Origin of the sequence: Brevundimonas sp. NPDC090276, assembly GCF_044772165.1 — a bacterium.
Classification (GTDB): domain Bacteria; phylum Pseudomonadota; class Alphaproteobacteria; order Caulobacterales; family Caulobacteraceae; genus Brevundimonas.
Map to the genome: position 1 here is coordinate 176107 of NZ_JBIVYK010000002.1, position 23482 is coordinate 199588.

Here is a 23482-nt window from a genome sequence, read left to right on the forward strand (position 1 = left end):
CCCCGTGGGGAGGGCGAGGGAGTTTCCATGCATCGTCGGTTCATCTGCGGCGTCGCCGCAACCGCTCTTCTATTCGCCGCTGGCTCGGCTGCGTCTCAGGACTTTTCGGCCCAGCGCCTGTCGGACGAAATCCGCACCATCAGCGCCGACGACTTCCAGGGCCGCTATCCCGGCACGGACGGCGAGAAGAAGACCCTGGACTGGCTTCAGGCCCAGTACGAGGCCATGGGCCTGGTGCCGGGCGGCCCGAACGGTCAGTGGCTGCAGGTCATCGATCTGAAGCGCTACACCCCCGTTGCAGACAGCACCAAGGCCAGTTGGACCGGCCCTGATGGTCAGGTCCACGCCCTGACGCCGGGAACCGACATCACCCTACGGGCGGTCAGCAACGACGGTCAGGCGTCGATCGCCAGTGCGGGCCTCGTCTTCGCCGGCTACGGCATCCACGCGCCCGAGCGTGGCTGGGACGACTACGGCAGCCTCGACGTGACGGGCAAGATCGTCCTGGTCGTCGGCGGAGAGCCGGACGGCGACCTGTTCAACGGACCCTACGCCACCAACTATCAGTCCGCCGCATACAAGGCGGACGAGGCCAAGCGTCGGGGGGCGCTGGGCGTCATCACCGTGTCCAAGGTCGGTGCGAGCGACGCCGGCTGGACCCGCATGGCGCAGGGTAACAGCCGCACCCGCACCCTGACGCCGGGCGCCGCCGACCTCGAATTCTCGGGCGCGATCAACGCCGATACAGCCAAGGCTCTGGGGATCGACATCGCCGACCTGGCGCCGCGGGCGGCCAGCGGCGACTTTCGCGCCTTCGCCTTGCCGGGCGTGACCCTGTCCGTCGAGACGGCCGAAACCACCGACACCCTTCGTACGCACAACCTGCTGGCCAAGATCCCCGGGACCAAGCGCCCCAACGAGACCATCATCTACTCGGCTCACTGGGACCATGTCGGAGTCAACGAGCACGCTGGCGGCGACGACAAGATCTTCAACGGCGCCTGGGACAACGCCTCCGGCACCATCGGCGTGGTCGAGATGGCGCGTCAGCTGAAGGCGGCGCCTGCGCCGGACCGCACCATCGTCTTCGCCCACATGGCCGCCGAGGAAATGGGCCTGCTGGGCGCCTACGCCTATGCTGCCGACCCGGTCTATCCGCTGGAGACGACGGTGGCCGACATCAACATCGACATGCTGCCCCTGTCGGGCCCGACGCGCGACGTGCCGATCTTCGGCAAGGGTCAGAACAGCCTTGAGGACGACCTTCAGGCTCTAGCCGCCAAGGAGGGCCGCTACGTCTCCGACGACGGTCAGCCAGAGCAGGGTTTCTACTACCGCTCCGACCACTTCCCCTTCGCTCGCGCCGGCGTGCCGGCCCTGATGCCCTGGCACGGCGTTGACTGGGTCGACGGCGGCAAGGAGGCCGGTCTGGCCGCATGGAAGGCCAAGTTCGGAGCCGACTATCACAAGCCCAGCGATGAATGGTCGGCCGACTGGGACCTGCGTTCGGCGGTCGAGAACCTGACCCTGTTGTACCGCCTGGGCCTGCAACTGGCCAACAGCGATGAATGGCCGACCTGGAAGCCGACCTCCGAGTTTGGTCAAGTCCGCGCGGCCAGCGACGCGGCCCGCCGTTAAAGCGACCGTTCCGGTCGGGGTGAACCAGGCCATCCCTCGTTCGTTTTCAACGGCATGAGAGGCTTGGTCATCCTGCTTCTGGCGATTGCAGGCCTCGCCGCCTGTGATCGCCAGCCCGGCGTCAATCCGCCCACGGAACCGGCGGCGGCCGCCGCGCCGTCCTCGCGCCCGTCCGGCGCCGATGCCAGACGCGCGGAGAGCCCGCCGGTCAGTTTCGTCGGCCGCTGGGCGGCCGAGGCGGACTGGTGCTTCAATCCGCGCGGCGACCGCGTGCCGATCGAGATCACTACGACCGAGCTGCGCGGCTATGAGAACCGCTGCGAGATCCAGCGCATCACCGAGCTCAGCGACGGCTATGAGGCCGCGCTGAAATGCGACGCCGAGGGCGAGGCGCGCTACGAGCGGGTGCGGATGACGGCCACGGCCCAGACCCTGGCCATCACCTGGATGGACCGCAGCGACCGCCCGGTGCGGCTGCTGCGGTGCATGACCCCGGCAGGCTGACGGTCAGACCGCCGCCAAGGCCTGTTCCAGGTCCGCGATCAGGTCATCGATATGCTCGATGCCGACCGACAGTCGCACCGTGTCCTCGGTCACGCCGGCCTTCTTCAGCTCGTCCGGCGACAGCTGCCGGTGGGTGGTCGAGGCGGGGTGGCAGACCAGGGACTTGGCGTCGCCGATATTGACCAGACGGGTGAACAGTTTGACGGCGTCCTGGAAGCGCCCGCCGGCCTCGCGGCCGCCCCCCTCTTCGGTAGAATTGACGCCGAAGGTCAGCAGGCCCGACGCCTTGCCGCCGAAATATTTCTGGATCAGCGGGTTGGAGGGATGGTCGGGCAGGCCGGCGTAGTTGACCCACTTCACCTTGGGGTGGCTCTTCAGATAGTTCGCCACGGCGACCGCGTTCTCGACGTGCCGGTCCATGCGCAGGGCCAGGGTCTCCAGCCCTTGCAGGATCAGGAAGCTGTTGAAGGGCGAGATGGCCGCGCCGGTGTTGCGCAGCAGTACGGTGCGCACCCGACCGATATAGGCCGCGGGGCCAAGCGCCTCGGTATAGACGACGCCGTGGTAGCTGACCTCGGGCTCGTTGAGGCGGCGGAAGCGCGCCTTGTGCTCGGCCCAGGGGAATTTGCCGCTGTCGATGATGGCGCCGCCGATGCTGGTGCCGTGGCCGCCGATATACTTGGTCAGGGCGTGGACGACGATGTCGGCGCCGTGCTCGATGGGACGCGTCAGGTAGGGGGTCGGCACGGTGTTGTCGACGATCAGCGGCAGGCCTTGGGCGTGCGCCGCGTCGGCCAGGGCGGCGAAGTCCACCACATTGCCCAGCGGATTGCCGATGGACTCGCAGAAGACCGCCTTGGTCCGCTCATCCGTGTTGGTCGCCACGGCGGCGATGTCGTCGGCGTCGATGAAGCGCACCTCGATGCCGTACTGGGGCAGGGTGTGGGCGAACAGGTTGTAGGTGCCGCCATAGAGGGCGCCGGTGGCGATGATGTTGTCGCCGGCCTCGGCGATGGTCAGGATGGCGTAGGTGATGGCCGCCATGCCCGAGGCCACGGTCAGGGCCGCGATGCCGCCCTCCAGCGCCGCCAGACGCTGCTCCAGCACGTCGGACGTGGGGTTCATGATGCGGGTGTAGATATTGCCCGCCACCTTCAGGTCGAACAGGTCGGCCCCGTGCTGGGTGTCGTCGAAGGCGTAGCTGGTGGTCTGATAGATGGGCACCGCGACGGACTTGGTCGTCGGATCAGGTGAATAGCCGGCGTGGACGGCGAGGGTGTCGAACTTCATGCGTTTCCCCGGGGAGTTTGACGCGTGAACCGCGCCTTCATTCCCCGAGGCTAGCAAACCCAAAACAGCAATGGGATTTCAGATTTTCTGCGGAGCCGGTCAGATTTTCTAACCGGCTGCCGCGTCAGGATCAGTTGTTGAACAGGAAGTGCATCACGTCGCCGTCCTTGACGACGTAGGCCTTGCCTTCGGCCCGCATCTTGCCGGCTTCCTTGGCGCCCGCTTCGCCCTTCAGCGCGACGTAGTCGTCGAAGGCGATGGTTTCGCCGCGGATGAAGCCCTTTTCGAAGTCTGTGTGGATGACGCCGGCGGCCTGCGGGGCGGTGGCGCCGACCGGGATGGTCCAGGCGCGGGCTTCCTTGGGGCCGACGGTGAAGTAGGTCTGCAGGCCCAGCAGCTTGTAGGCTTCGCGGATCAGGCGGTTCAGGCCGGGTTCTTCCAGACCCAGGGTCTCGAGGAACTCCTTCTGCTCCTCGTCGTCCAGGACGGCGATTTCCGACTCGATCTGGGCCGAGATGACCACCGAGTTGGCGTTGTCCTCGGCGGCGCGCTTGGCCACCAGGTCCGACAGCTCATTGCCCTTGTCGGCCGAGCCTTCTTCCACGTTGGCGACATAGAGGGCGGGCAGGGCGGTCAGCAACTGCAGCATGTCCCAGGCCTTCTTGTCCTCCTTGGACACCTCGGCCAGGCGCGCGGGCTTGCCGTCGCGCAGCTTCTCCAGCGCAGCGTCGATCAGTTTCAGCGTCAGCTGGGATTCCTTGTCGCCGCCCTTGGCGCGCTTCTCGACCTGAACGCGACGGCGCTCCAGGCTCTCGAGGTCGGCCAGCATCAGCTCGGTCTCGATGATCTCGAGGTCCGAAATAGGGTCGATGCGGTTCTCGACGTGGGTGATGTCGTCATCGACGAAGCAGCGGGCGACGAAGGCTACGGCGTCGCAGTCGCGGATATTGGCCAGGAACTGGTTGCCCAGGCCCTCGCCCTTGGACGCGCCGCGCACCAGACCGGCCACGTCGACGAAGGTGATCCGCGCGGGGATGATTTCCTTCGATCCGGCGATCTCCGCCAGGGTGTTCAGACGGGCTTCCGGCACGGCCACGTCGCCGGTGTTCGGCTCGATGGTGCAGAACGGATAGTTGGCGGCCTGGGCCGCCGCCGTCTTGGTCAGGGCGTTGAACAGGGTGGACTTGCCGACGTTGGGCAGGCCGACGATCGCGACTTTAAGAGCCATGGGATTCCTCGTGAGCGCGAGCCTTTAGCGGGTTCGGGTCTGTTTGTCAGGTGCGGGGACGCAACGGTCCTTCCTCCCCACGACGCGGGGAGGAAGAATGCGTGTCCGACTACTCCTCGGAATCGACCACCGGCGGCTGCTTGATCGCCGCATGCACCCCGATGGCCGGGGCCTTCTCGAAGGTCAGGGTGAACGACGCCACGCCGCCATCGACCAGAGGATCACGCAGGCCCATCAGCATGACGTGGGTCGAACCCGGCTTCAGCTCGACCTTCTGACCGGCGGGCAGGGGCAGACCGTCCTTCAACTCGCCCATGCTCATGACGCCGTTCTCCATCTTCATCTCATGGATCTGGGCGCTCTCGGCCAGGGCGGTCGAGACGCTGAGCAGGCGGTCGTCGGAGCCGGCGGTCAGGGTGACGTAGCAGCCGCCGACCTTGGCGCCGTTCGGCGTCGGGCGGCACCAGGCGTCGGCGACCGTGACGGTTCCGGGCGCGGCGGCGGTTTCAGCGGCCTTGTCGGCGGGCTGGCCGCAGGCGGCGAGGGACAGGACGCCGAGGGCGCTCAGGATCAGGGTGTGTCTGGTCATCATGGGTTCCTTAATAGGCCAGTCGGAGGCCGACGAAAACGGATCGCCCTTCGCCGGGGAAGAAGACGGCGGTGGACGCCGTACGGGCGTCGGTCACGGCCGAGAACTCGCCGACGTAACGCTCGTCGGTCAGGTTTCGCGCATCGACATAGACGGAGAGGCCGTCACGCACGTCGAAGCCCGCCGTCAGGCCCAGCAGGGCGTAGTCGGGAGCCTTCATGGTGTTGGCGTAGTCGACATAGGGCTGGCTGATCCGCCACTCGACCGAGGGGGTGACGAAGACGCCCGACGGATGCCGCCAGCTCAACTCGGCCCGGTATTGATGCTCGGGCACGACCGGCAGGCGGTTGTCGCCCCAGCGCGCGTCGCCGTCGAAGCGGAAGTCGCTCCAGGTGTAGGTCTGGCGCAGCAGCAGGGAGCCGTCCGCCAGTTCGACGGGCAGGCGCCAGTCCAGACCGGCCTCGATGCCTTGGTGGATGGTACTGTCGGCGTTGAAGGTGGCGGCCGGAATGTCAGGCCCGACGATGAAGTTCAGCATCTCGCCGTCGACTTCGCTGCGATAGGCCGTCACGTCCCAGGCCAAGGCGCCGTGCCGTCCGCGCGTGCCGATCTCGGCGGTCCAGGCGTCCTGAACCTGTACAGGCGTAAAGCCGGTCAGCGGGGCCTGCACCAGGGCGCCATAGGTCGGAGGCTCGACCGAGCGGGTGACGTTGGCGAAGACCTGAGCCCCGCTCTCGGCTTCCCACAGCAGGCCCAGACGCGGCGAGAACCAGTCGTAGTCGATGCTGTCGTCATTGGCCGGGGCCAGATGGTCCTGATAGTCGCGCGTGGCCCGCCCCCAGGACCCGCCCGCGACCAGCGCCAACCGGTCGGTGACGAACAGCCGCCCCTCGGCGAAGACATCCAGACCCGAGGCCTGCTGCCTGGCGTCCGCCGTCTTGGCGCCGCGCAGGCCGCTCAGGTTGACGTAGCGCAGGGCCTCGACCTCGCCGTCGCGCCACGAAAAGCCGTAGAAGGCGTCGGCGCGCAGGCCCGCCACCTGACCCGTCCAGTCGATGCGGCCGAAAGCGCCGCGCGTGGCGCTGTCCTGATCCATGACCTGGAAGATCGGGTGATAGAGGGACTTCTCCCAGCCCCAGAGCGCGCCCTCGAAAAGGGTGGCCTCGTTGAAGCGCCAGCGGGTCTGCAAGGTCAGGCGCTTGACCGTCAGGTCACGGGCCTGATCGCCGGACAGAGCCGATGTCGAGGCCATGCGCGGGGTCTTCAGCGCCTGATCCAGGGTCAGGGCGCCGGGGATGTCCTGTTTGATGTCCGCCGCCTGGGCGATCAGGCGAACCTCGCGGTCCTCGCCGAAGGAGCGCCCGGCGTTGACGGTCAGGCGACCCTGCGCCTGCTGGCTGTGATCGCGCCAGCCGTCGCTCTGCATCCCGGTGACGGCGGCGTAGACGTCCCAGTCGCCATGCGTGCGGGCCACGGCGGCGTGGCCGCGCACGGAGCCGAAACTGCCGCCCTCCAGCTGCCACAGGTTCTCCCGCCGGGCCGTGCGGCCGGTCGGCGTGACCAGATTGATCGCCCCGCCCAGTTGCGCCCCGCCGAAGCGCAGGGTGTTCGCGCCCTTCCACACCTCGATGTAGCGGGCGCTCAGGGCGTCCACGCCCTGAAAGTCGGAAAAGCCGTCGGCGTCGGCGAAGGGCACGCCGTCCTGGGCCAGCAGGACGCCGCGCTGGTGGAAGCCCTGGGCTATGCCCGAGCCGCGAATGGAGAGGCGGCTCTCCTCGCCATAGCGTTTCTGGACCAGGACGCCGGGGACGTTCCTCAGGGTGTCGGAAAAGCCCTGGGCGAAGCGGTCGGCGTAGCTTTCGGCCGAGACGACGGCCACGGCGCCGGGGGTGCGGCTGAGGCGGTCGCGCGCCTCGGCCACGACGACGGGGTCTTCGGCGTTGCGGCGGCCGGTGACGATGATGCTGTCGACGACGGTGGTGGGGCCGTCAGCCTCGGAGGCATGAGCAAAGGCGGGCGCCAGGCAGGCGCCGATGAGCAGCGCGCACGGCGCCGCGGTGGTCTTGAAAGACATGGAAGGTCAAATCCTGAATACAGAGATGCGGTCGCGGGCGTCGTCATCGGACGCGCGCGAGGCGGCAGAGGTTCTGGTTTTCAGGCGTGTGGAGGCGCGGTGGACGGCGGGCGCGGGGGCGCGCGGGCCGGCGGCGGGGGGCTGACGCGGAAGGCGGAATAGGCGACCGGCTCGACCATGCGGACAGCCGGGGCGGGCGTCGGCGCGGGCGGTTCGGGTAGAGCCGCCAGCAGGGGCATTACGCAGGCCGCGCACTTGGCCCCGACGTGCTTGCTGATCGGGCCGTCGACGCCGCCGATCTGGATCGTCTGCGGCCCTTCCGCCGAGCAGATGACGATGGGCTGGCCGGGCGTCGAGGCCGCCAGAGCCGCGAACGGCAGCAGGGTTCCGATCACGATGGCGAACGTCGCGGCCAGGAAGGCCAGCGAGCGCGCAATCGACCAGTTTTCACTCTGGGACCGGGTCACATGGCGGGGCTTAGACCTTCCCGTAATGTGAAGCTATAGCGACGCGACGCCGCGCGCCCTCGACAACAGCGGTTTCACCGTGTCAGCGTGGCTGTCGGACAAGCTCAGGGGGAACCCATGATCCGCGCACTCGGACCCTTCGCCGTCGCCATGCTGCTAGCCGCGCCCGCAGCCGCACAACAGGTGGAGGAGGGGCCGGGCGGTCCCGACCGCGTCTCCCTGACCGTCTACAATCAGAACATCGCCCTGGTGGAGGACGTGCGGAACCTGAACGTGCCCGCCGGGCGCTCGCGTCAGGAGTTTCCGGGCGTATCCGCCAGCATCCGGCCCGAGACGGTCGGCCTGTCGGGGCGCGGCCTGTCGGTGGTCGAGCAGAACTTCGACTATGACCTGCTGACGCCCGGGAAGTTGATGGAAAGCGCCGTGGGCGGCGACATCGGCATCGTCCGCACTAATCCCGGCTCAGGCGCGCAAGAGACCGAGCGCGCCCGCGTCCTGGCGGCGAATCAGGGCGTGGTCTTGCAGATCGGCAACCGCATCGAGGTGCTGCGCGACGATGGCGTGCCAACGCGGGTCATCTTTGACCGGGTGCCGGAAAATCTGCGTCCGCGTCCGACCCTGAGCGTCACCCTGGACGCCGAGGGGGCTGGCCGACGCGAGACCACCCTCAGCTATCTGACCACCGGCCTGTCGTGGAAAGCGGACTATGTGGCCCGCTTCGACGAGAAGGCGGGCAAGCTGGACCTGACCGGCTGGGTCACCATCACCAACAACTCGGGCGCGACGTTCTCCAACGCCCAGACGCGGGTGGTGGCGGGCGACGTCAATCTGATTAATCAGGGAGGCTACAATCCGCGCGGCGTGGTGCGGCCCGGCCAGCGCGGCAATGGCACGCAGACGGGCGGGCAGGGGGCGCTGGCCGACGTCTATGTCTACCCGCTGCCCGAAGCCGTCACCGTCGCCAACAACCAGACCAAGCAGGTTGGCCTGATCGACGCGGCGGGCGTGCCGGCGACCAAGCGCTATCTGAACGTCCTCGACGGTTTCTACACGGCCGAGGCGCCGGTGGCGGCCGAGGTCGGGGTCATCTTTTCGAACGGTTCGGGCGGCGCCGCCCGTGCCCTGCCGGCGGGGGTCATGCGCGTCTATGTGAAGGACGCGGCGGGCGAGCCGCGCTTCATCGGCGAGGATCAGGTCGATCACTCGCCCGCCGGGTCCGAGATCGTGGTCACGACGGGCGATGCCTTTGACGTGACGGTGCAGCCGCGTCTGGTCTCGTCGGAGCGCACGTCCAAGCGCCTGGTCGACTATTTCCGCACCCGCTACGCGATGGAATACACGGTCCGCAACGCCCGGCCCGAGCCGGTGACGGTCGAGGTGCGCCAGCGTGGTCTCGGCCGCGACACGGAGCTGACGGATCAGAGCATCGAGGGCGAGATGCGCGACGCCCGCACCGTGGTCTGGCGCGTGCCCGTGCCGGCCAACGGCGAGACCAAGCTGACCGCGACCATCACCACGGGCGGCTGATCCCATGCGCCGCCTGCTGGCGATCACCACGGCCTTGACCGTTCTGGGGCCCGCCGCCTGGGCCCAGACGGAAAGCGTGTCTGCGCGCCCGGACACGGCCACCGTGGTCATCTATCGCGACCAGCCGGTCGATACGGTTCAACTGATGGAGCAGTCGCGCCAGCCGTGGCGACGGCTGGACCGCGAGGGCCTGGCCCTGATCGTCGAGACGCGCACGGTCGACCTGCCGGCGGGCGAGGGGATCATCCGCTTCCGGGGGCTGGCCACCGGCGTCGTGCCGCAGAGCGCGGTGCTGGAGGGGCTGCCCGCCCATGTGGTCGAGCGCAACGCCGACTTCGACCTGCTGTCGCCCGCCAGCCTGATGGAGAAGTCGGTGGGCGAGGTTGTGCGCGTCGTCCGCACCAATCCCGCCACCGGCGAACAGGTGGAAAAGGCCGCTGTGATCCGCGCGGGCGCGCAAGGGACGGTGCTGGAGATCGACGGCCGCTTCGAGGCCCTGGACTGCTCGGGCCAGACCGAGCGCGTCATCTTCGACCGCGTGCCCGAGGGGCTGGGCGACCAGCCGGTGCTGTCGGTGCGGACGCGGGCCGAGCGGGCCGGGCGCCATACCGTGAGCCTGGCCTATCTGGCGACGGGACTGCAGTGGTCGGCGGACTATGTGGCGCGTCTGGACCCGACGGACGGGACGCTGGACCTGACCGGCTGGGTGACCCTGGCCAATTTCGGCGGCACGGGTTTCCCCGACGCGCCGGTGCAGGTCGTGGCCGGGACGCTGCGGAAGGATGCGGGGACCGTGCCGGTTGAGCCGATGGTTCGCTATCAGCAGAACCAGTGTTGGCCGCAGGGGACAACGACCTTCGGTTCGGGCGAGTTCGCCGAGTATAGCGGCCCTCCGGTCGTGCCGCCGCCGCCGCCGCCGGCACCTCCGCCGCCGCCCGCCATGGCCCGGGCCGTGATGGAGGAGGTCGTCGTCACTGGCAGTCGTATCGCTCGTCAGGGCGAACTGGGCGACTACAAGATCTACACCCTGCCGGAGCCGACCACGGTGGCCGCGCGGCAGACCAAGCAGGTGCGTTTCCTGGAGCGCGAGGGCGTGGCCTATGAACGCGTCTATCGCGTCAACATACTGAGCGCTGACGACGAATCGCGGTCGTCCGAGATCATCCTGAAACTGAAGAATGAGGAAGCCGCAGGTCTTGGCGTGGCCCTGCCGGGCGGCTCGGTGGCGGTGATGCAGCCGGATGGGGCGGGCGGCGTCCTGCTGGCCGGACAGGACCGTTTCGAGGACAAGGGCGTGGGCCTGCCGGTGCGGCTGACCTTTGGCGAAGCTCCCGACGTGCGGGTACAGACGCGGCTGGTGAAGTCGAGCCGTTCCACCCGCGGCGCGGTGACGACGGAACGTTCCGAGGTCGAGACGACTGTCACCAATGCGCGGTCAGAGGCGGTGACGGTCGAACTGGTCGCCGATGCGGCGATGTCGCGTGGTTTCCGTATCCGCAGCCAGTCGGTGCGCAGTCGTATCGACGATACCGGCTATCCGGTCTGGACCCTGACCGTGCCCGCCAACGGCGCCGCGACCTTGAAGGCGGTCTGGACGACGACGGATTGATCGGCGGCCCCCTCTCTTGATGAGAGAAGGAGGCCGCTACTCCCCGCGCGCCGCCTGCCGGGGGCTGAACTTGGGCGCGGGGGCCAGGCGCATGACCTCACCCTGATAGCGCTCGTCGTCGCCCTTCACCGCGAAGGGCAGGGCGTCGGCGCAGGCCTGCAACATGGGGTCCAGCCAGGGCTTGTCGGCCTTGTGGAAGTCGCCCAGGACGTGGGCGTGGACCAACTGGGGCTCGCCGGGGTGGCCGATACCCATGCGGGCGCGGCGGAAGTCGGCGCCCAGGTGGCTGATCAGGCTGCGAACGCCGTTCTGACCCGCCGCGCCGCCGCCGGTCTTCATACGGAAGCGACCGGGTGCCAGGTCGATCTCGTCGTGAAAGACGATGATCTCGCTAGGCTTGATCTTGTAGAAGCGCGCCGCCTCGCCGACCGCCCGGCCGCTCTCGTTCATATAGGTCTGAGGCTTCATCAGGAGGACCTTGGTCCCCTCGATCTCGCCCTCGCTGATGATGGACTGATACTTCGCCCGCTCGGGGCCGAAGCGCCAGCGACGCGCGATCTCGTCCACGGCCATGAAGCCGATGTTGTGGCGGTTCTTCTCGTATTTGGCGCCCGGATTGCCGAGCCCTGCGATGATGATCATGCGGACCTCATGCCCTGTGCTCCGGGCAAAGAAAAGCCCCGCGCCGGCGAACCGGGCGGGGCTGAAATCTTCAACGGGGAAGAAGGCTTATTCAGCCTCGGCCGTCGTGTCGCCGGCGTCGGACTGCGAGGCAGCCGAGTTCTTGATGGCGGCGATCATGAAGTCGCGGTCGGTGATGGTCGCCGTGGCGCCTTCCGGCAGGGCGATGTCCGACATGCGGATGTTGTCGCCGATTTCGCGACCCTTCAGATCGACGACCAGCTCTTCCGGGATGCGGTCGGCGCGAACCAGGATTTCGACCGTGTGACGGACGACTTCCAGCATGCCGCCGGCGCGGGTGAAGGGCGCTTCGTCGGCGTTCTTGAAGTGGACCGGGATTTCGATCTTGACCGGGGCGGTTTCGTCAACGCGCATCAGGTCGAAGTGCAGCGGACGGTCGGTGACCGGGTCGAAGTCAACGGTCTTGGCGATGACCGGCTGGGTCTCTTCGCCGTACTTCAGGGTCACGAGGTGGCCCAGCAGCTTGCCGGTGTAGAGCGACTTGCGGAAGTCCTTCTCGTTCACCGAGATGGCGACGGGGGCCTTGTCGCCGCCGTACAGGATGCCGGGCACGGCGCCCGAGCGACGGACAGCACGTGCGCTGCCGGTACCCACGCCTTCACGGACGTCAACGTTCAGAATGATCTCGGCCATCGGGCTCGCCTCAACAACAACAGTAACGCCGCGCCAACTTAAGGGCCCGCGCGGCGGGGTCATGAACCCTCGAATTCAAGAGGGCGGGCTATTACACGGATCAGGGGGGGGACGCAACCGCCCCGGTCGGTTTCAGCCCGCCAGTATGTCAGTTCATGCCGCTTCCCGGCGAGGGGGCGGTCTCGGCGATGGTCACCGTCGGCGTCGTTTGAACCGGCGCCGGCCCTGTGTACTGGGCCGTGCAGGTGGCCAGATCACGCACGATATGGCGCCCGGTGCAGAACATGTCCTCATAGCTGGGGCGCGACGCCGCCAGGCACTGGAACAGCATCAGCTTGGACATGTTCGTGCAGAACTCGTTGTTCGATTCGGTCGTCAGTGCGTCCGTATTGGCCTTGGCGTCGTCGCCCGCGGCGCCCAGGGCGGCCAGGGCAGCCAGGGCCAGCGAGTTGACCATGGCGGGCGTAAACGGTGCGCCGCGCTGCGCCGGGGTCAGGTTCAGGCCGGCGCCGCTGTTGGCGGCGGCGAACAGGCGGGCGCTTTCTTCAGCCGAGGGGAGACGCGCCACCGACAGGGTCTTGGCGCCTTCCAGGCGGCCCGTGCGGTCGGCCACAGGCTGGACCGCCCAGCGACGACGCGGATCGCGTCGTTCCTGGATCGTATAGGCGTCGCCTTCGACCGCTTCAGCGATGGCGGTCAGGGCGGCGATGTCCTTGCCCATGGTCGAGGAGATGAGGCCCGCCGCAGCATCGGCGCCGGGCAGGGTGGCGGCATAGGCCGGGTCGGCGATGATGCGTGCGATCATTTCCTGCCGCAGGGCGGGCGTCGAAGCGAACTGGCGCACGCCAGCGACATACTCGGGCGACTGCAGGGCCAGGATGGAGCCATAGGCGATCATGCCGCGCGACAGCTGGCCGGGCTCAGAGGCGGCGCCCTTGCGGATGGCGGCCTGAATGGATTCGGCGTCCGGGAAGCCGGCCTGGATGCTGCCCACCTCGCGCACAAACGAAACATAGACCGAGGCCGCCTGGGCCACGCTCTCGTTCAGGCTCACTGCCGGCAGGGGCGGCGGGGGCGGGGGCGGAGGCGCTACCGGCTCAGGCGTCGAGCAACTGGCCAGAATGGCGGCGGCGGCGATGGCCGCGACGGACAGGCCGCGGCGCAAGAAGGCCTGGGACATCGGCGAACTTCCCTCAAATCGAACGCGTGGCGCACCCATGAAGCCAAGGCAGGGTGCGCCCATGAAACTGAAGCGTCTTATATCGCTGAGGGAATGGTTATTCGAAGGTTAATCGAACAGCTTCGAAACCGATTCCTCGTTGGCGATGCGGCGGATAGCTTCGCCGATCAGAGGGGCCACGGAAACCGTGCGAATCTTTCCGCACTTCAAAACTTCGTCAGGCTGTTCGATGGAATCGGTGATCACCAGTTCCTTCAGCGGGCCATTGGTGACGCGCTGGACCGCTGGGCCCGAGAGGACGCCATGGCTGATATAGGCCGAAACCTCGGTCGCGCCGCGGTCGATCAGGGCCTGGGCGGCGTTCACCAGGGTGCCGCCCGAATCGACGATGTCGTCGAACAGGATGCAGCGGCGGCCTTCGACGTCGCCGATGATGTTCATGACCTCGCTCTCGCCCGCCTTGGGGCGGCGCTTGTCGACGATGGCCAGATCGGCGTCCAGCCGCTTGGCCAGCGAGCGGGCGCGCACCACGCCGCCGACATCTGGCGAGACGATCATCAAGTCGTCGCCGCGCGGATAGTGGTCCTTGATGTCCTGGGCCAGGACGGGCGTGGCCACCAGGTTGTCGGTCGGAATGTCGAAGAAGCCCTGGATCTGACCGGCGTGCAGATCCATCGTCAGGACGCGGTCGGCGCCGGCGCGGGTGATGAGGTTGGCGACCAGCTTGGCTGAGATGGGCGTGCGCCCGCCGGTCTTCCGGTCCTGACGCGCATAGCCGAAGTAGGGCATGACCGCCGTGATGCGCCGCGCCGACGCCCGCACCAGGGCGTCCGTCATGATCAGCAGCTCCATCAGGTTGTCGTTGGCCGGATAGGAGGTCGACTGGATGATGAAGACGTCCTCGCCGCGGACGTTCTCTTCGATGACGGCGAAAACCTCGTTGTCGGCGAATCGTTTCACCTGAGCCTTGGTCAGCGGCATATCCAGATGGGAGCCAATGGCCTGGGACAGAGTCCGGTTCGAATTGCCAGAGAGCAGCTTCATGACCGGTCATCCTTTTGCCGTCATCGCTGCGCCAATGAGCGCAGACGTTTCTGGACGCGCTCTTTAGCAGCGGATCGCCTCGCATCAACCCGTCATGACGGATTTCGCTGCATTGGCATGGTCGCTGTCGCTGCTATAGAGATCGCCGTAACGACAGCGGCGCACCGGGGGTGCGCTGCAGCCAAGGCATCTTAAGAGGTCGCCCTTGCCCGCTTCGAAGTTCCGTTCCGGCCTGACCCTGATGACGGTCGCCGTCGCCGCTCTGACGGTTTCCGCCTGTTCCGGAACCAAGCCGCGTCAGAAGCTGGCCTATGAAGAGCGCCCGGTGGAAGCGCTCTACAACACCGGCTATCAGCGCCTGCAGTCCAAGCGCTGGATCGACGCCATCGACTACTTCCAGGAAGTGGAGCGTCAGCACCCCTATTCGGAATGGTCGCGCCGCGCGATCCTGATGCAGGTCTACGCCTATTATCAGAACAACAACTATCAGGACGCGATCGCGGCGGCTGACCGCTTCATCGCCCTGTTCCCAGGCAACCCGTCGGCGGCCTATGCCTTCTACATGCGCGCCATCTGCAACTTCGAGCAGATTGTCGACGTCGGTCGCGACCAGGCCTACGCCGAGGCCGCCCTGGTCGGTCTGCGCGATGTGGTGCGCCGATATCCCAACACCGCCTACGCCACCGATGCCCGCGTCAAGATCGACATGGTCAACGACCAACTGGCCGGCAAGGAAATGGCCGTGGGCCGCTTCTATCAGCGCGCCAACCAGCCGCTGGCGGCCCTGAACCGCTACAAGGCCGTGATCAACAACGAAGCCTTCCAGCGCAGCTCGCATACGCCGGAGGCCCTGTACCGTCTGGTCGAGGTCAATGTGGGCCTGGGTCTGACCGAAGAGGCGACCCGTAACGCGGCCGTCCTGGGCCACAACTACCCGGGCAGCCCCTGGTACGCCGAGGCCTACGCTCTGTTGACCGAGCGTGGCCAACGTCCGGACGTCCAGCCCGAGGCCAAGCGCGAAAGCTGGCTGCAGCGGATCATCCCTGGCGGGGCCTGATGCTTTAGGGGAGCGCATGCGGAAAGACGCTGCGTTCCCTTTCTGTTTCCGGCTACAGTGGGCCGTAAAGTCGAATCAAGCTGGCCCATGCTGACCACACTCTCGATCCGTGACGTCGTCCTCGTCGACGCCCTCGACCTGGAGGTCGGGGAGGGGCTGACCGTGCTGACCGGCGAGACCGGGGCCGGCAAGTCCATCATTCTTGATGCTTTGGGTCTTGCCCTGGGCGCGCGCGGCGACGCCGGGCTGGTGCGCTCCGGCGCCAAGCAGGCGGTCGCCACCGCCGTCTTCACCGCCCCCGACGACGAGGCCCTGATCGACCTGCTGGCCGAGCGCGGCTTCGAGGTGGCGCCGGGCGAGGAGTTGATTCTGCGCCGCGTTGTCTCGGCCGACGGCCGCAGCAGGGCCTACGTCAATGATCAGCCGGCGGGCGTTACAGCCTTGCGAGAGATCGGCGCACTGCTGGTCGAGGTGCACGGTCAGCACGAGACTGTCGGTTTGCTGGACTGGAAGACCCACCGCGCCCTTCTGGACAACTACGGCGGCCTGCAGCCCCAGCTGTCGGGCGTCGCCGCCGCCGCTGAACGGCTGAAGGCCGTGCAGGGCCGACTGGACGAGCTTGAGGCCTCCGCCGCCGAAGCCGCCGCCAGGGCCGAGGAGATCGCGCTCAACCTGGCTGACCTTGACGCCTTGGATCCTCAGCCCGACGAAGAGACTGAACTGGCCGGTGAGCGCGCCATTCTGGGCGCCTCGGAAAAGGCCGTCGCGGATCTGGCCGACGCTCGCAACCTGCTGGGCGGCGACAAGCTGAGCCAGCGCCTGGCCTCGGCCCTGCGCGCCGTCGAACACGCCCGCCAGCGCGCCGTTCAGGCGGGGGCCGAGGGCGACAATCCCATCATCGTCAAGCTGGCCCTGGCCGCCGAGGCGGTGGACCGCGCCCTGGTCGAGGCGACCGAGGCGGTCGCCGCCGTGGACGCCGCCGCCGACGCTTTCGACTTTGAGCCGGGCCGTCTGGACAAGGCCGAGGAGCGGCTGTTCGCCCTGCGCGCCGCCGCGCGCAAGCTGAACACTACGGTCGACGCCCTGCCGGCGCTGCGGGTGCGCCTGCGCGAGCAACTGCGCCTGATCGAGGACGGGGCCGAGGCCCTGACCAATGCCCGTAGGGATGTGGCCGTGGCGGTCGAGGCCTATGACGTCGCCGCCATGCTGCTGACCTCGGCGCGCGAGGCGGCCGGCGATCGTCTGGTCGCCGCCGTCATGGCCGAGCTGGGCCCGCTCAAGCTGGACCGCGCCCGCTTCCGCGTGACGCTGGATCCGATTGAGAACCGTCGCGGGCCTCTGGGCGTCGAGACGGTCCGTTTCGAGGTCGCTACCAACGCCGGCACGGCCTTCGGTCCGCTGGACACGGTGGCCTCAGGCGGCGAACTGGCGCGCTTTGCTCTGGCCATGAAGGCGGCTCTGGCCAGTCGCGAGGACCAGCGACAGCCGGTCATGATCTTTGACGAGGTCGATCAGGGCGTCGGCGGCGCCGTAGCCGAGGCCGTGGGCGGGCGCCTGCAACGCCTGTCGAACGGGGCTCAGGTCCTGGTCGTCACCCACAGCCCCCAGGTCGCCTCGCGCGGTCACGCCCACTGGAAGGTCCGCAAGGGCGACGTGGACGGCCACACCCGCACCTCCATTGACGTCCTGGAACCGCATCCCCGTCAGGAAGAGATCGCCCGCATGCTGTCCGGCGCCGAGATCACGGACGAGGCGCGGGCAGCGGCGCGGGTGCTGATCGGTTGAGGTTGTCCTTCTCCCCTTGAGGGAGAAGGTGTCATGCGGCGCATGATGGATGAGGGTGTCGGCGCCGCCTTTGGAATTTTGCCGATTTGAGAGGCTGGGGCGTCATCGTAGTCGATGCGCTCACATCCCACATCCGAGCGCCTGCGGCGCCCACCTTCTCCCTCAAGGGGAGACGGAAGGCTTACACCCCCAGGATCCAGCCTTCTTCGTTCTCGACCTGGGCGATCAGGGCTTCGTCTGCCGTCTTCGGCGGTGCAAAGGCCTTCTGCAGCGTACCGGCGTCGTCCATCTGGGCGAAGGCTTCGGCGGCGGTGCGGACCTGGGCCTGGGTCTTGTATTCCTTGACGCCCTCCGCGTTAACCTGACGTTTGGCGTCGAACAGGGCGGGCCAGACTTCGACGACGACGGTCGACAGGGGCTCGACGTCCGTCTCGGTCAGTTCACGCCAGCCGGTGTTGAAGGGCCAGACGGCGGCGGAGGCGCCCAGCTTGTCCAGCAGGCGGCGCAGCATGGGCACGCCCAGCAGGGTCAGGCCGCCGACGGCGCCCGCGCCATGCATCTGCCAGACGCTCTTGGGCGGCAGCTTGTCCTTGCGCGCGGCGACTTCGGTGGCGCGGAACTCGGGGATGTCGGCGCCGGCGCCTTCGGGCGGCTTGGTCGTGGTCAGCCAGCGCTGGGCCTGACTGGCGGGCGCGCCCCAGAAGGGCCAGGGCTGGTCCGTCATCAGGCGGTTCATCTTGGCCGCGACCTGATAGCGGTTGTTGGTGTTGTCGGCCTTGTCGACGATGTTGGCGGCCAGGAACTTGCCCATGGCTTCCCACGGACGGCCGTCCAGCTTCAGCCGTGCAGCCGTGCCGGCGGGGAAGCCGAAGTCGAAGTCGAAGCCAACCAGAACGCGGTCGCCGCGCTTGCGGTGCTCGGCCAGCAGGTCGGCGATCAGGGCTTCGCCCTCGGCGCGCGTGGCGACGTTGTGGGTCTCGGTATAGAGGCGGAAGCGCACATCGCGCTTGGCGACGCCGACCCACAGGGTCTGCTCGCCCAGCTTCTTGCCTTCGGCGGCAGTCCAGTCGGCGATGATGTAGGCGTCGAAGAGACGGGCCACGGCGGGCTCCTGAAACACAGTAAACAGTAGGGGCGGCTTCTAGCCTTCCGCGACGAGGCCGGGAAGGGCGATCAGCGCTTCATCAGGGCTTCGACGTGCGACAACCAGCGGCGCCCCAGCCGCAGGGCTTCGGTCGGCGACCCGGTCGAGGCGGGGGCGTCGGCGTTCCACAGGGCCAGTTCGAACTCGGGGCTGCGCGTGTCGTCGAACATCAGGCGCAGCACCACCTGCTCGGCTTCGGGCACGACGACGTCCAGATCCTTGCGCAGGGCGCCGCGTCGGGCGCGGGCCACGACATGGCCGTCGACGATGATCTCGCCGCCTTCGACCTCATCGAAGGCATAGACCAGCCCCTGCGAGCCGCGCTTCCACAGCACCACCACCTGACCGCCATCGAAGTCGAGCCCTGCGGCGCGGCCCTCGGCGGGGGACAGGGCCTCGGTGTCGGCCTTGACGCCCAGTGTCTTCATCAGGGCCCGCTTCAGCCGTCGTTCCGGCTCCATCCACCAGGACAGCATCAAGGCGCCCGTCGTCAGGAAGGCGGCGGTCAGGGCGATCAGCAGGATGACTCTGAACGCCTCGCTCATGCGTCAGGCCTCCAGGTCGAGGTCGACCACCACGGGGACGTGGTCGCTGGGCTTGTCCATGTCGCGAGCCTCGCGATGGGTCTCGACGCCGCGGAAGCGGTCGGTCGCCTGCGGAGACAGCAGGGCGTAGTCGATGCGGATGCCGTTGTTCCTCTGCCAGGCGCCGGCTTGATAGTCCCAGAAGGTGTAGGTCCCCTTGGGCTCGCCGCCCAGGTCGTGGGCGTCCGCCAACCCCAGCCACTTCATGGCGTTCAGCGCCGCGCGCGTTTCCGGCTGGAACAGGGCGTCGTTGACCCAGTCCTCGGGCTTGGCTGCATCGTCGGGGGTCAGGATGCAGTTGTAGTCGCCGCACAGGGCCAGCGGTTCTTCATAGGCCAGCAGGGCCTTGGCGTGGTCGTGCAGGCGCTGGAACCAGGCCAGCTTGTAGGGAAACTTCTCGGTGCCGAGCGGATTGCCGTTGGGCAGATAGATGGAGGCCACGCGCACCGGAACCGGGGCCTCGACCACGGCCTCCAGATAGCGGGCCTGTTCGTCGCCGTCGTCGCCGGGCAGGCCGCGCCGGACGTCTGACAGCGGGAACTTCGACAGGATGGCGACGCCGTTATAGGTCTTCTGACCGTGGGTCTCGACGTTGTAGCCCAGGCTCTCGAAGGCCTCGCGCGGGAATTTCTCGTCCACGCATTTGATTTCCTGGAAGCAGACGACGTCGGGATTGGCCGATTCCAGCCAGGCCAGCACGGTGGGCAGGCGGGCGTTGACCGAGTTCACGTTCCAGGTGGCGATGCGCATAAGGCCAAGGCTAAGGCGAGCCGCGTTCACCGTGAAGGGGTTGCTGAAAACAAAGACGCCGCCGGATGGCTCCGGCGGCGCTTCGGTTGATCAGGGATCGGCAGTGCTTAGGCTTGCGGCGTTGCGGCCGGGGGCGTGGTCGTCAGCTTGCAGCCGCCGCCGATCTGCTGGGCCGTGGCGCAGGGGTAGACCTGCTGGACGGCATGCTCAGCGTTCTGGCGGATGATGAAGCCATCAGCGCCAGCACAGGTCATCTCGATGAAGCGGCCATTGGCGTTCTGACCCATCAGGCGGACCTGCTGAACGTCGCAAGCGGCGGCGTCAGAGCCGGGCAGCCAGGACTTGACCGTCGCGGCTTGTTCAGCCGGCGTAGTGAACAGGCAGGTGGAGTTCTGGCTAACGACCTGCAGGCACTCGGTTTTTTCCCAGCCGGATGCATTCTTTTCGATCCAGTAGCCATCCGCGCCTGCGCAGCCGATTTCATAGACTACTGCGCCGCCGCCGGTCTGGCCGCGAACCTTGGCTTCGTCGACTGTGCAGGCGATGCCCGCCTGGGTCGCGTAGGACTTGAGGACGCCCATGACGTCCTGGTTGCCCGCCAGAGAGCAGGTCTGGCTCGGCGGCGCTTCAGGGTTGGCGGCGCGGGCATCGGCGGCCTGGTTCGCCAGGACAATGCAGTCGGCAAGCTGCGGAGGGGTCGAGGCGACAACGATGTAGCCCGCCGCGCCCGCACAGGAGGCTTCGTAGATTTTGACCTGTTCGGCGCTGACGCCGAGCATCTTGGCTTCCGTCACCTGGCAGGGCGTCGAAGCCGAGGCGAAAATAGCTTCGACCTCGGCCTTGATCACAGCCGGATCGGCGGGCGCCGGCGCCTGTTGACGCTGCCGCTGCTGCTGACGGCGTTCGTTGCGGTCGCCGCCGATGCGGCCAGGCAGCACGCGCTCGCCGCGTGCGCGTTCATTCCCGGGTTGGGTCGACGTGCCGGAATCCTGGGCAACCGCGAGAGTCGGGCTAAAGGTCATGAGGGTCAGGCCGACGGCGATCCCCAAGGCGCGGCTGAAACGTTTGATGGTCACTGAAAGGGCTCCCTCGGCCTCTGCTTGAAGCGCGAAGCCTTGGCGGGGTCTTTCGTTCTGGTCAAGCGCAGCTGCGTGCATCGGCTCTGGACCCGATCCTCTCGATCAGCTTTAAGTTGCTGAGCGTTGCGATTGGAGACTGACTTGGCGGACGGCGTGATGAGTGATGAGGCGGCGACGACCCTGCGCGGCCTGACCTATCCGTCGGGGCCGCCGCCGGAGGTCGGGCAAGCGGTCGAGGTCGCGCCCAGCGTGCTGTGGCTGCGTCTGCCTCTGCCGATGACGCTGAATCATATCAATGTCTACGCCCTGGCGGACGGCGATGGTTGGACCCTGGTGGATACGGGTTTGAAAACCAGCGCCTCTCGCGATGCCTGGGAGGCTGCGTTTGCTGGGCCGATGGGCGGCAAACCGATCAAGCGCGTCATCTGCACCCATATGCACCCCGACCATATCGGACTGGCGGGCTGGCTGTGCGAGCGCTTCAAGGCGCCGCTGCTGATGTCGCGGCTGGAATATGTGACGGCGCGGATGCTGATCGCCGACGAGGGCCGGCCGGCTCCGGACGAGGGGGCGATCTTCTATCGCGCCGCCGGCTGGAACGATGAACAGATCGCGCGTTGGCGCACCGGTTACGGCGGATTCGGCAAGGCGGTGGCGGCCATGCCCTCGGCCTATCTGCGGCTCAGCGAAAACGATGTGTTGCGCATCGGCGACGACGACTGGCGGGTGGTGATCGGCGAAGGCCACAGCCCCGAGCATGTCTGTCTGTGGCGCGAGCGTGACGGGGTCATGTTGTCGGGCGATCAGATTCTGCCGCGCATTTCCTCGAACGTGTCGGTCTGGCCGACCGAGCCCGAGGGCGATCCTCTGGGCGAATGGCTGCGGTCTCTGGCGGCGCTGAAGGCGCGGCTGCCCAGCGACCTCTTCATCCTGCCGTCGCACGGCGAGCCATTCTACGGCGTCACCACCCGGCTCGAGGCGCTGATCCGTGGTCATGAGGTGGCGCTGAAACGACTGGAGCGGACGTTGAAGACGCCGTGCCGCGCCGTCGATGTCTTCTCGGCCCTGTTTGCGCGCCCGGTGGGCGATGAGGTGCTGAGCATGGCGACGGGCGAGGCGATCGCTCATCTGAACTATCTGGCCCGCGAGGGGCGGGCCCGACGCGACCGTGATGAGGCGGGCGTCGACTGGTGGACACTGACGGAGGCGGCGCAATGAGCGAACACATCAAGACGAATCTGGACGGCGGCGTTCTGACGGTCGTCTTCGACCGAGCGGACAAGAAGAACGCCATCACCCAGGCCATGTACACGGCCCTGGCCGAGGCGACTGAGCGGGCCAAGGTGGACGACTCGGTGCGCGTGGTCCTGTTCCGCAGCGAGGGCGACTCGTTTTCTGCGGGGAACGACATCGCCGACTTTATCGCCCTGGGCTCGCAAAGCAGCGGGGATCTGGTCGAGATGGGCGTGTTCCGCTTCCTGAAGTCGCTGGCCGATCTGGACAAGCCCGCCGTGGCCGCCGTGCGTGGGCGGGCCGTGGGCATTGGCCTGACCCTGCTGCTGCATTGCGACATGGTGGTGGTGGCCGAGGACGCCCTGCTGTCGGCGCCCTTCATCAACCTGGCCCTGGCGCCGGAAGCCGCCTCGACCCTGCTGCTGCCGGCGGTGATCGGCCATCAGCGCGCCTTCGAGATCTTCGCTCTGGGCGAGGCCATCGACGGCAAGACGGCCCTGGCCTGGGGCATCGCCAACCGCGCGGTCCCGGCTGATCAGGTTGACGCCGCGGCGCGCCAACTGGCCGACAAGCTGGCCCAGCGGGCGCCCAACTCGATCCGCAAGACCAAGGCCCTGATGCGCGACGCCGAGGCTCTGTGGGGCCTGATGCAGCGTGAGGCCGAGGCCTTCGGCTCGCAGATGCGCAGCCCCGAGGCCATGGAGGCCTTCATGGCTTTCAGCCAGAAACGGGCGCCTGATTTCTCGAAAGCGGGCTGATTTCCCATAAACGCGATTGATTCGAGGGGGCTGGGGGTCTAGGCGCCGCGCATGAACGCCGTCGCCGCCCCTGTGCCTGTTGAATCCGCAACCCCGGTCCGCATCCTGCGAGAACGATCGGGCGATGCGGCGGCGATCGACGCCTTGGTGCTGGCGGCCTTTGGGCCCGGCCGGTTCGCCAAGACGGCGGAGCGGCTGCGCGAAGCCGCGGCTCTGGCGGTCGGCTTTTCGGCCTTCGAGGGCGACCGGCTGATCGGCTCGGTGCGGCTGTGGTCGATCACGGTCGGCGCGGCCCGCTCGGTCTTTCTGGGCCCCATCGCGGTGGACGCCGCCAGCCGTCGCGGCGGGCTGGGCGCCGAACTGGTGCAGGCCTGTATCGACGAGGCGAAGGCGATGAAGCTGGACGGCGTGCTGCTGATCGGCGATCCGCCCTATTTCTCGCGCTTCGGCTTCGTGGCCGCGCCCGACGCTGTCTTCGCCGGGCCGGTAGATCGGCGCCGGATCATGTGGCTGCCGATTACGGACACAGTGCCGGTCGGCGCGGTCCATCCGGTCGCCTGAGGACCGTTCGACCTTCCTTTGCCGGGCGGCGCGCCCCATAGTTCGG

General features: G+C 67.6%; 22 protein-coding genes. 9 read left to right on the forward strand and 13 right to left on the reverse strand.

Annotation, left to right across the window (positions count from 1 at the left end; genetic code table 11):
• Positions 1 to 27: 27 nt before the first annotated feature.
• Both ACIQTU_RS06605 and ACIQTU_RS06610 read left to right on the forward strand, forming a co-directional pair.
• Positions 28 to 1638 (forward strand): M28 family peptidase, encoded by a 1611-nt coding sequence (locus ACIQTU_RS06605; protein WP_400544171.1) that lies wholly within the window; start codon positions 28 to 30, stop codon positions 1636 to 1638.
• A gap of 63 nt (positions 1639 to 1701) precedes the next feature.
• Positions 1702 to 2142 carry a hypothetical protein gene (locus tag ACIQTU_RS06610; protein WP_400544174.1) on the forward strand — a complete coding sequence of 147 codons (441 nt, stop codon included), beginning with the start codon at positions 1702 to 1704 and terminating at the stop codon, positions 2140 to 2142.
• A gap of 3 nt (positions 2143 to 2145) precedes the next feature.
• On the opposite strand, the gene ACIQTU_RS06615 is transcribed toward ACIQTU_RS06610, so the two are convergent.
• From ACIQTU_RS06615 to ACIQTU_RS06635, 5 genes are all read right to left on the reverse strand, one after another.
• Positions 2146 to 3432, reverse strand: a complete 1287-nt coding sequence (locus ACIQTU_RS06615; protein WP_400544177.1) for an O-acetylhomoserine aminocarboxypropyltransferase/cysteine synthase family protein — start codon at positions 3430 to 3432, stop codon at positions 2146 to 2148.
• A gap of 130 nt (positions 3433 to 3562) precedes the next feature.
• Positions 3563 to 4660 carry a redox-regulated ATPase YchF gene (gene ychF, locus ACIQTU_RS06620; RefSeq protein WP_207822258.1) on the reverse strand — a complete coding sequence of 366 codons (1098 nt, stop codon included), beginning with the start codon at positions 4658 to 4660 and terminating at the stop codon, positions 3563 to 3565.
• A 109-nt stretch (positions 4661 to 4769) separates the two neighbouring features.
• Positions 4770 to 5249 (reverse strand): copper chaperone PCu(A)C, encoded by a 480-nt coding sequence (locus tag ACIQTU_RS06625; RefSeq protein ID WP_400544180.1) that lies wholly within the window; start codon positions 5247 to 5249, stop codon positions 4770 to 4772.
• Positions 5250 to 5259: 10 nt separating this feature from the next.
• Positions 5260 to 7323, reverse strand: a complete 2064-nt coding sequence (locus ACIQTU_RS06630; protein ID WP_400544183.1) for a TonB-dependent receptor family protein — start codon at positions 7321 to 7323, stop codon at positions 5260 to 5262.
• An 80-nt stretch (positions 7324 to 7403) separates the two neighbouring features.
• Positions 7404 to 7790: a hypothetical protein gene (locus ACIQTU_RS06635; RefSeq protein WP_400544186.1), complete on the reverse strand. Its 387-nt coding sequence runs from the start codon at positions 7788 to 7790 to the stop codon at positions 7404 to 7406.
• A 117-nt stretch (positions 7791 to 7907) separates the two neighbouring features.
• On the opposite strand from ACIQTU_RS06635, the gene ACIQTU_RS06640 reads away from it, so the two are divergent.
• Together ACIQTU_RS06640 and ACIQTU_RS06645 are read left to right on the forward strand one after the other, a co-directional pair.
• Positions 7908 to 9317, forward strand: coding sequence for a DUF4139 domain-containing protein (locus ACIQTU_RS06640; protein WP_400544189.1), 1410 nt, complete (start codon positions 7908 to 7910; stop codon positions 9315 to 9317).
• Positions 9318 to 9321: 4 nt separating this feature from the next.
• Entirely contained in the window at positions 9322 to 10926 is a 1605-nt protein-coding gene (locus tag ACIQTU_RS06645) for a DUF4139 domain-containing protein (protein WP_400544192.1), read from the forward strand.
• 36 nt (positions 10927 to 10962) lie between these two features.
• On the opposite strand, the gene pth is transcribed toward ACIQTU_RS06645, so the two are convergent.
• The 4 genes from pth to ACIQTU_RS06665 all read right to left on the reverse strand — a co-directional run bounded on the left by pth (position 10963) and on the right by ACIQTU_RS06665 (position 14485).
• A complete protein-coding gene (gene pth, locus ACIQTU_RS06650; protein WP_400544195.1) occupies positions 10963 to 11568 on the reverse strand; it encodes an aminoacyl-tRNA hydrolase in 606 nt (201 codons plus the stop codon).
• A gap of 87 nt (positions 11569 to 11655) precedes the next feature.
• Positions 11656 to 12261 carry a 50S ribosomal protein L25/general stress protein Ctc gene (locus ACIQTU_RS06655; RefSeq protein ID WP_400544198.1) on the reverse strand — a complete coding sequence of 202 codons (606 nt, stop codon included), beginning with the start codon at positions 12259 to 12261 and terminating at the stop codon, positions 11656 to 11658.
• 148 nt (positions 12262 to 12409) lie between these two features.
• Positions 12410 to 13441 carry a hypothetical protein gene (locus ACIQTU_RS06660; protein WP_400544201.1) on the reverse strand — a complete coding sequence of 344 codons (1032 nt, stop codon included), beginning with the start codon at positions 13439 to 13441 and terminating at the stop codon, positions 12410 to 12412.
• 108 nt (positions 13442 to 13549) lie between these two features.
• Complete coding sequence (locus ACIQTU_RS06665; protein ID WP_400544204.1) at positions 13550 to 14485, reverse strand: ribose-phosphate pyrophosphokinase; 936 nt, start codon at positions 14483 to 14485, stop codon at positions 13550 to 13552.
• A 241-nt stretch (positions 14486 to 14726) separates the two neighbouring features.
• On the opposite strand from ACIQTU_RS06665, the gene ACIQTU_RS06670 reads away from it, so the two are divergent.
• Both ACIQTU_RS06670 and recN read left to right on the forward strand, forming a co-directional pair.
• Entirely contained in the window at positions 14727 to 15542 is an 816-nt protein-coding gene (locus tag ACIQTU_RS06670; protein WP_400547047.1) for an outer membrane protein assembly factor BamD, read from the forward strand.
• Positions 15543 to 15629: 87 nt separating this feature from the next.
• A complete protein-coding gene (recN, locus tag ACIQTU_RS06675) occupies positions 15630 to 17327 on the forward strand; it encodes a DNA repair protein RecN (protein WP_400544207.1) in 1698 nt (565 codons plus the stop codon).
• Positions 17328 to 17508: 181 nt separating this feature from the next.
• On the opposite strand, the gene ACIQTU_RS06680 is transcribed toward recN, so the two are convergent.
• The 4 genes from ACIQTU_RS06680 to ACIQTU_RS06695 form a co-directional block, all read right to left on the reverse strand.
• Positions 17509 to 18429, reverse strand: a complete 921-nt coding sequence (locus ACIQTU_RS06680) for a cobalamin biosynthesis protein CbiG (protein WP_400544210.1) — start codon at positions 18427 to 18429, stop codon at positions 17509 to 17511.
• A 71-nt stretch (positions 18430 to 18500) separates the two neighbouring features.
• The gene (locus ACIQTU_RS06685; protein WP_400544213.1) at positions 18501 to 19016 is read right to left on the reverse strand and encodes a hypothetical protein; all 516 of its coding nucleotides are present in this window, start codon (positions 19014 to 19016) and stop codon (positions 18501 to 18503) included.
• 3 nt (positions 19017 to 19019) lie between these two features.
• A complete protein-coding gene (locus tag ACIQTU_RS06690; protein ID WP_400544216.1) occupies positions 19020 to 19805 on the reverse strand; it encodes an exodeoxyribonuclease III in 786 nt (261 codons plus the stop codon).
• A gap of 107 nt (positions 19806 to 19912) precedes the next feature.
• Positions 19913 to 20854 (reverse strand): hypothetical protein, encoded by a 942-nt coding sequence (locus ACIQTU_RS06695; RefSeq protein WP_400544219.1) that lies wholly within the window; start codon positions 20852 to 20854, stop codon positions 19913 to 19915.
• 171 nt (positions 20855 to 21025) lie between these two features.
• Here ACIQTU_RS06695 and ACIQTU_RS06700 point away from each other — a divergent pair, with 171 nt between their 5' ends.
• Genes ACIQTU_RS06700 through ACIQTU_RS06710 form a run of 3 tightly spaced genes read left to right on the forward strand, consistent with a single transcriptional unit; the run spans position 21026 to position 23436 of the window.
• Entirely contained in the window at positions 21026 to 22102 is a 1077-nt protein-coding gene (locus ACIQTU_RS06700; protein ID WP_400544222.1) for an MBL fold metallo-hydrolase, read from the forward strand.
• Positions 22099 to 22875 (forward strand): enoyl-CoA hydratase, encoded by a 777-nt coding sequence (locus ACIQTU_RS06705; RefSeq protein ID WP_400544225.1) that lies wholly within the window; start codon positions 22099 to 22101, stop codon positions 22873 to 22875. The genes ACIQTU_RS06700 and ACIQTU_RS06705 overlap by 4 nt, the downstream gene beginning before the upstream one ends.
• Before the next feature lie 51 nt (positions 22876 to 22926).
• Positions 22927 to 23436: a GNAT family N-acetyltransferase gene (locus ACIQTU_RS06710; RefSeq protein WP_400544228.1), complete on the forward strand. Its 510-nt coding sequence runs from the start codon at positions 22927 to 22929 to the stop codon at positions 23434 to 23436.
• Positions 23437 to 23482 lie beyond the last annotated feature (46 nt).

Excerpts from the sequence above, each read along its gene's own strand:
- ACIQTU_RS06605 (WP_400544171.1), top strand. The coding sequence starts at position 28 with ATGCATCGTCGGTTCATCTGCGGCGTCGCCGCAACCGCTCTTCTATTC.
- ACIQTU_RS06615 (WP_400544177.1), bottom strand. The coding sequence starts at position 3,432 with ATGAAGTTCGACACCCTCGCCGTCCACGCCGGCTATTCACCTGATCCG.
- ychF (WP_207822258.1), bottom strand. The coding sequence starts at position 4,660 with ATGGCTCTTAAAGTCGCGATCGTCGGCCTGCCCAACGTCGGCAAGTCC.
- ACIQTU_RS06625 (WP_400544180.1), bottom strand. The coding sequence starts at position 5,249 with ATGACCAGACACACCCTGATCCTGAGCGCCCTCGGCGTCCTGTCCCTC.
- ACIQTU_RS06630 (WP_400544183.1), bottom strand. The coding sequence starts at position 7,323 with ATGTCTTTCAAGACCACCGCGGCGCCGTGCGCGCTGCTCATCGGCGCC.
- ACIQTU_RS06640 (WP_400544189.1), top strand. The coding sequence starts at position 7,908 with ATGATCCGCGCACTCGGACCCTTCGCCGTCGCCATGCTGCTAGCCGCG.
- ACIQTU_RS06645 (WP_400544192.1), top strand. The coding sequence starts at position 9,322 with ATGCGCCGCCTGCTGGCGATCACCACGGCCTTGACCGTTCTGGGGCCC.
- pth (WP_400544195.1), bottom strand. The coding sequence starts at position 11,568 with ATGATCATCATCGCAGGGCTCGGCAATCCGGGCGCCAAATACGAGAAG.
- ACIQTU_RS06655 (WP_400544198.1), bottom strand. The coding sequence starts at position 12,261 with ATGGCCGAGATCATTCTGAACGTTGACGTCCGTGAAGGCGTGGGTACC.
- ACIQTU_RS06660 (WP_400544201.1), bottom strand. The coding sequence starts at position 13,441 with ATGTCCCAGGCCTTCTTGCGCCGCGGCCTGTCCGTCGCGGCCATCGCC.
- ACIQTU_RS06665 (WP_400544204.1), bottom strand. The coding sequence starts at position 14,485 with ATGAAGCTGCTCTCTGGCAATTCGAACCGGACTCTGTCCCAGGCCATT.
- ACIQTU_RS06670 (WP_400547047.1), top strand. The coding sequence starts at position 14,727 with ATGACGGTCGCCGTCGCCGCTCTGACGGTTTCCGCCTGTTCCGGAACC.
- recN (WP_400544207.1), top strand. The coding sequence starts at position 15,630 with ATGCTGACCACACTCTCGATCCGTGACGTCGTCCTCGTCGACGCCCTC.
- ACIQTU_RS06685 (WP_400544213.1), bottom strand. The coding sequence starts at position 19,016 with ATGAGCGAGGCGTTCAGAGTCATCCTGCTGATCGCCCTGACCGCCGCC.
- ACIQTU_RS06690 (WP_400544216.1), bottom strand. The coding sequence starts at position 19,805 with ATGCGCATCGCCACCTGGAACGTGAACTCGGTCAACGCCCGCCTGCCC.
- ACIQTU_RS06705 (WP_400544225.1), top strand. The coding sequence starts at position 22,099 with ATGAGCGAACACATCAAGACGAATCTGGACGGCGGCGTTCTGACGGTC.
- ACIQTU_RS06710 (WP_400544228.1), top strand. The coding sequence starts at position 22,927 with ATGAACGCCGTCGCCGCCCCTGTGCCTGTTGAATCCGCAACCCCGGTC.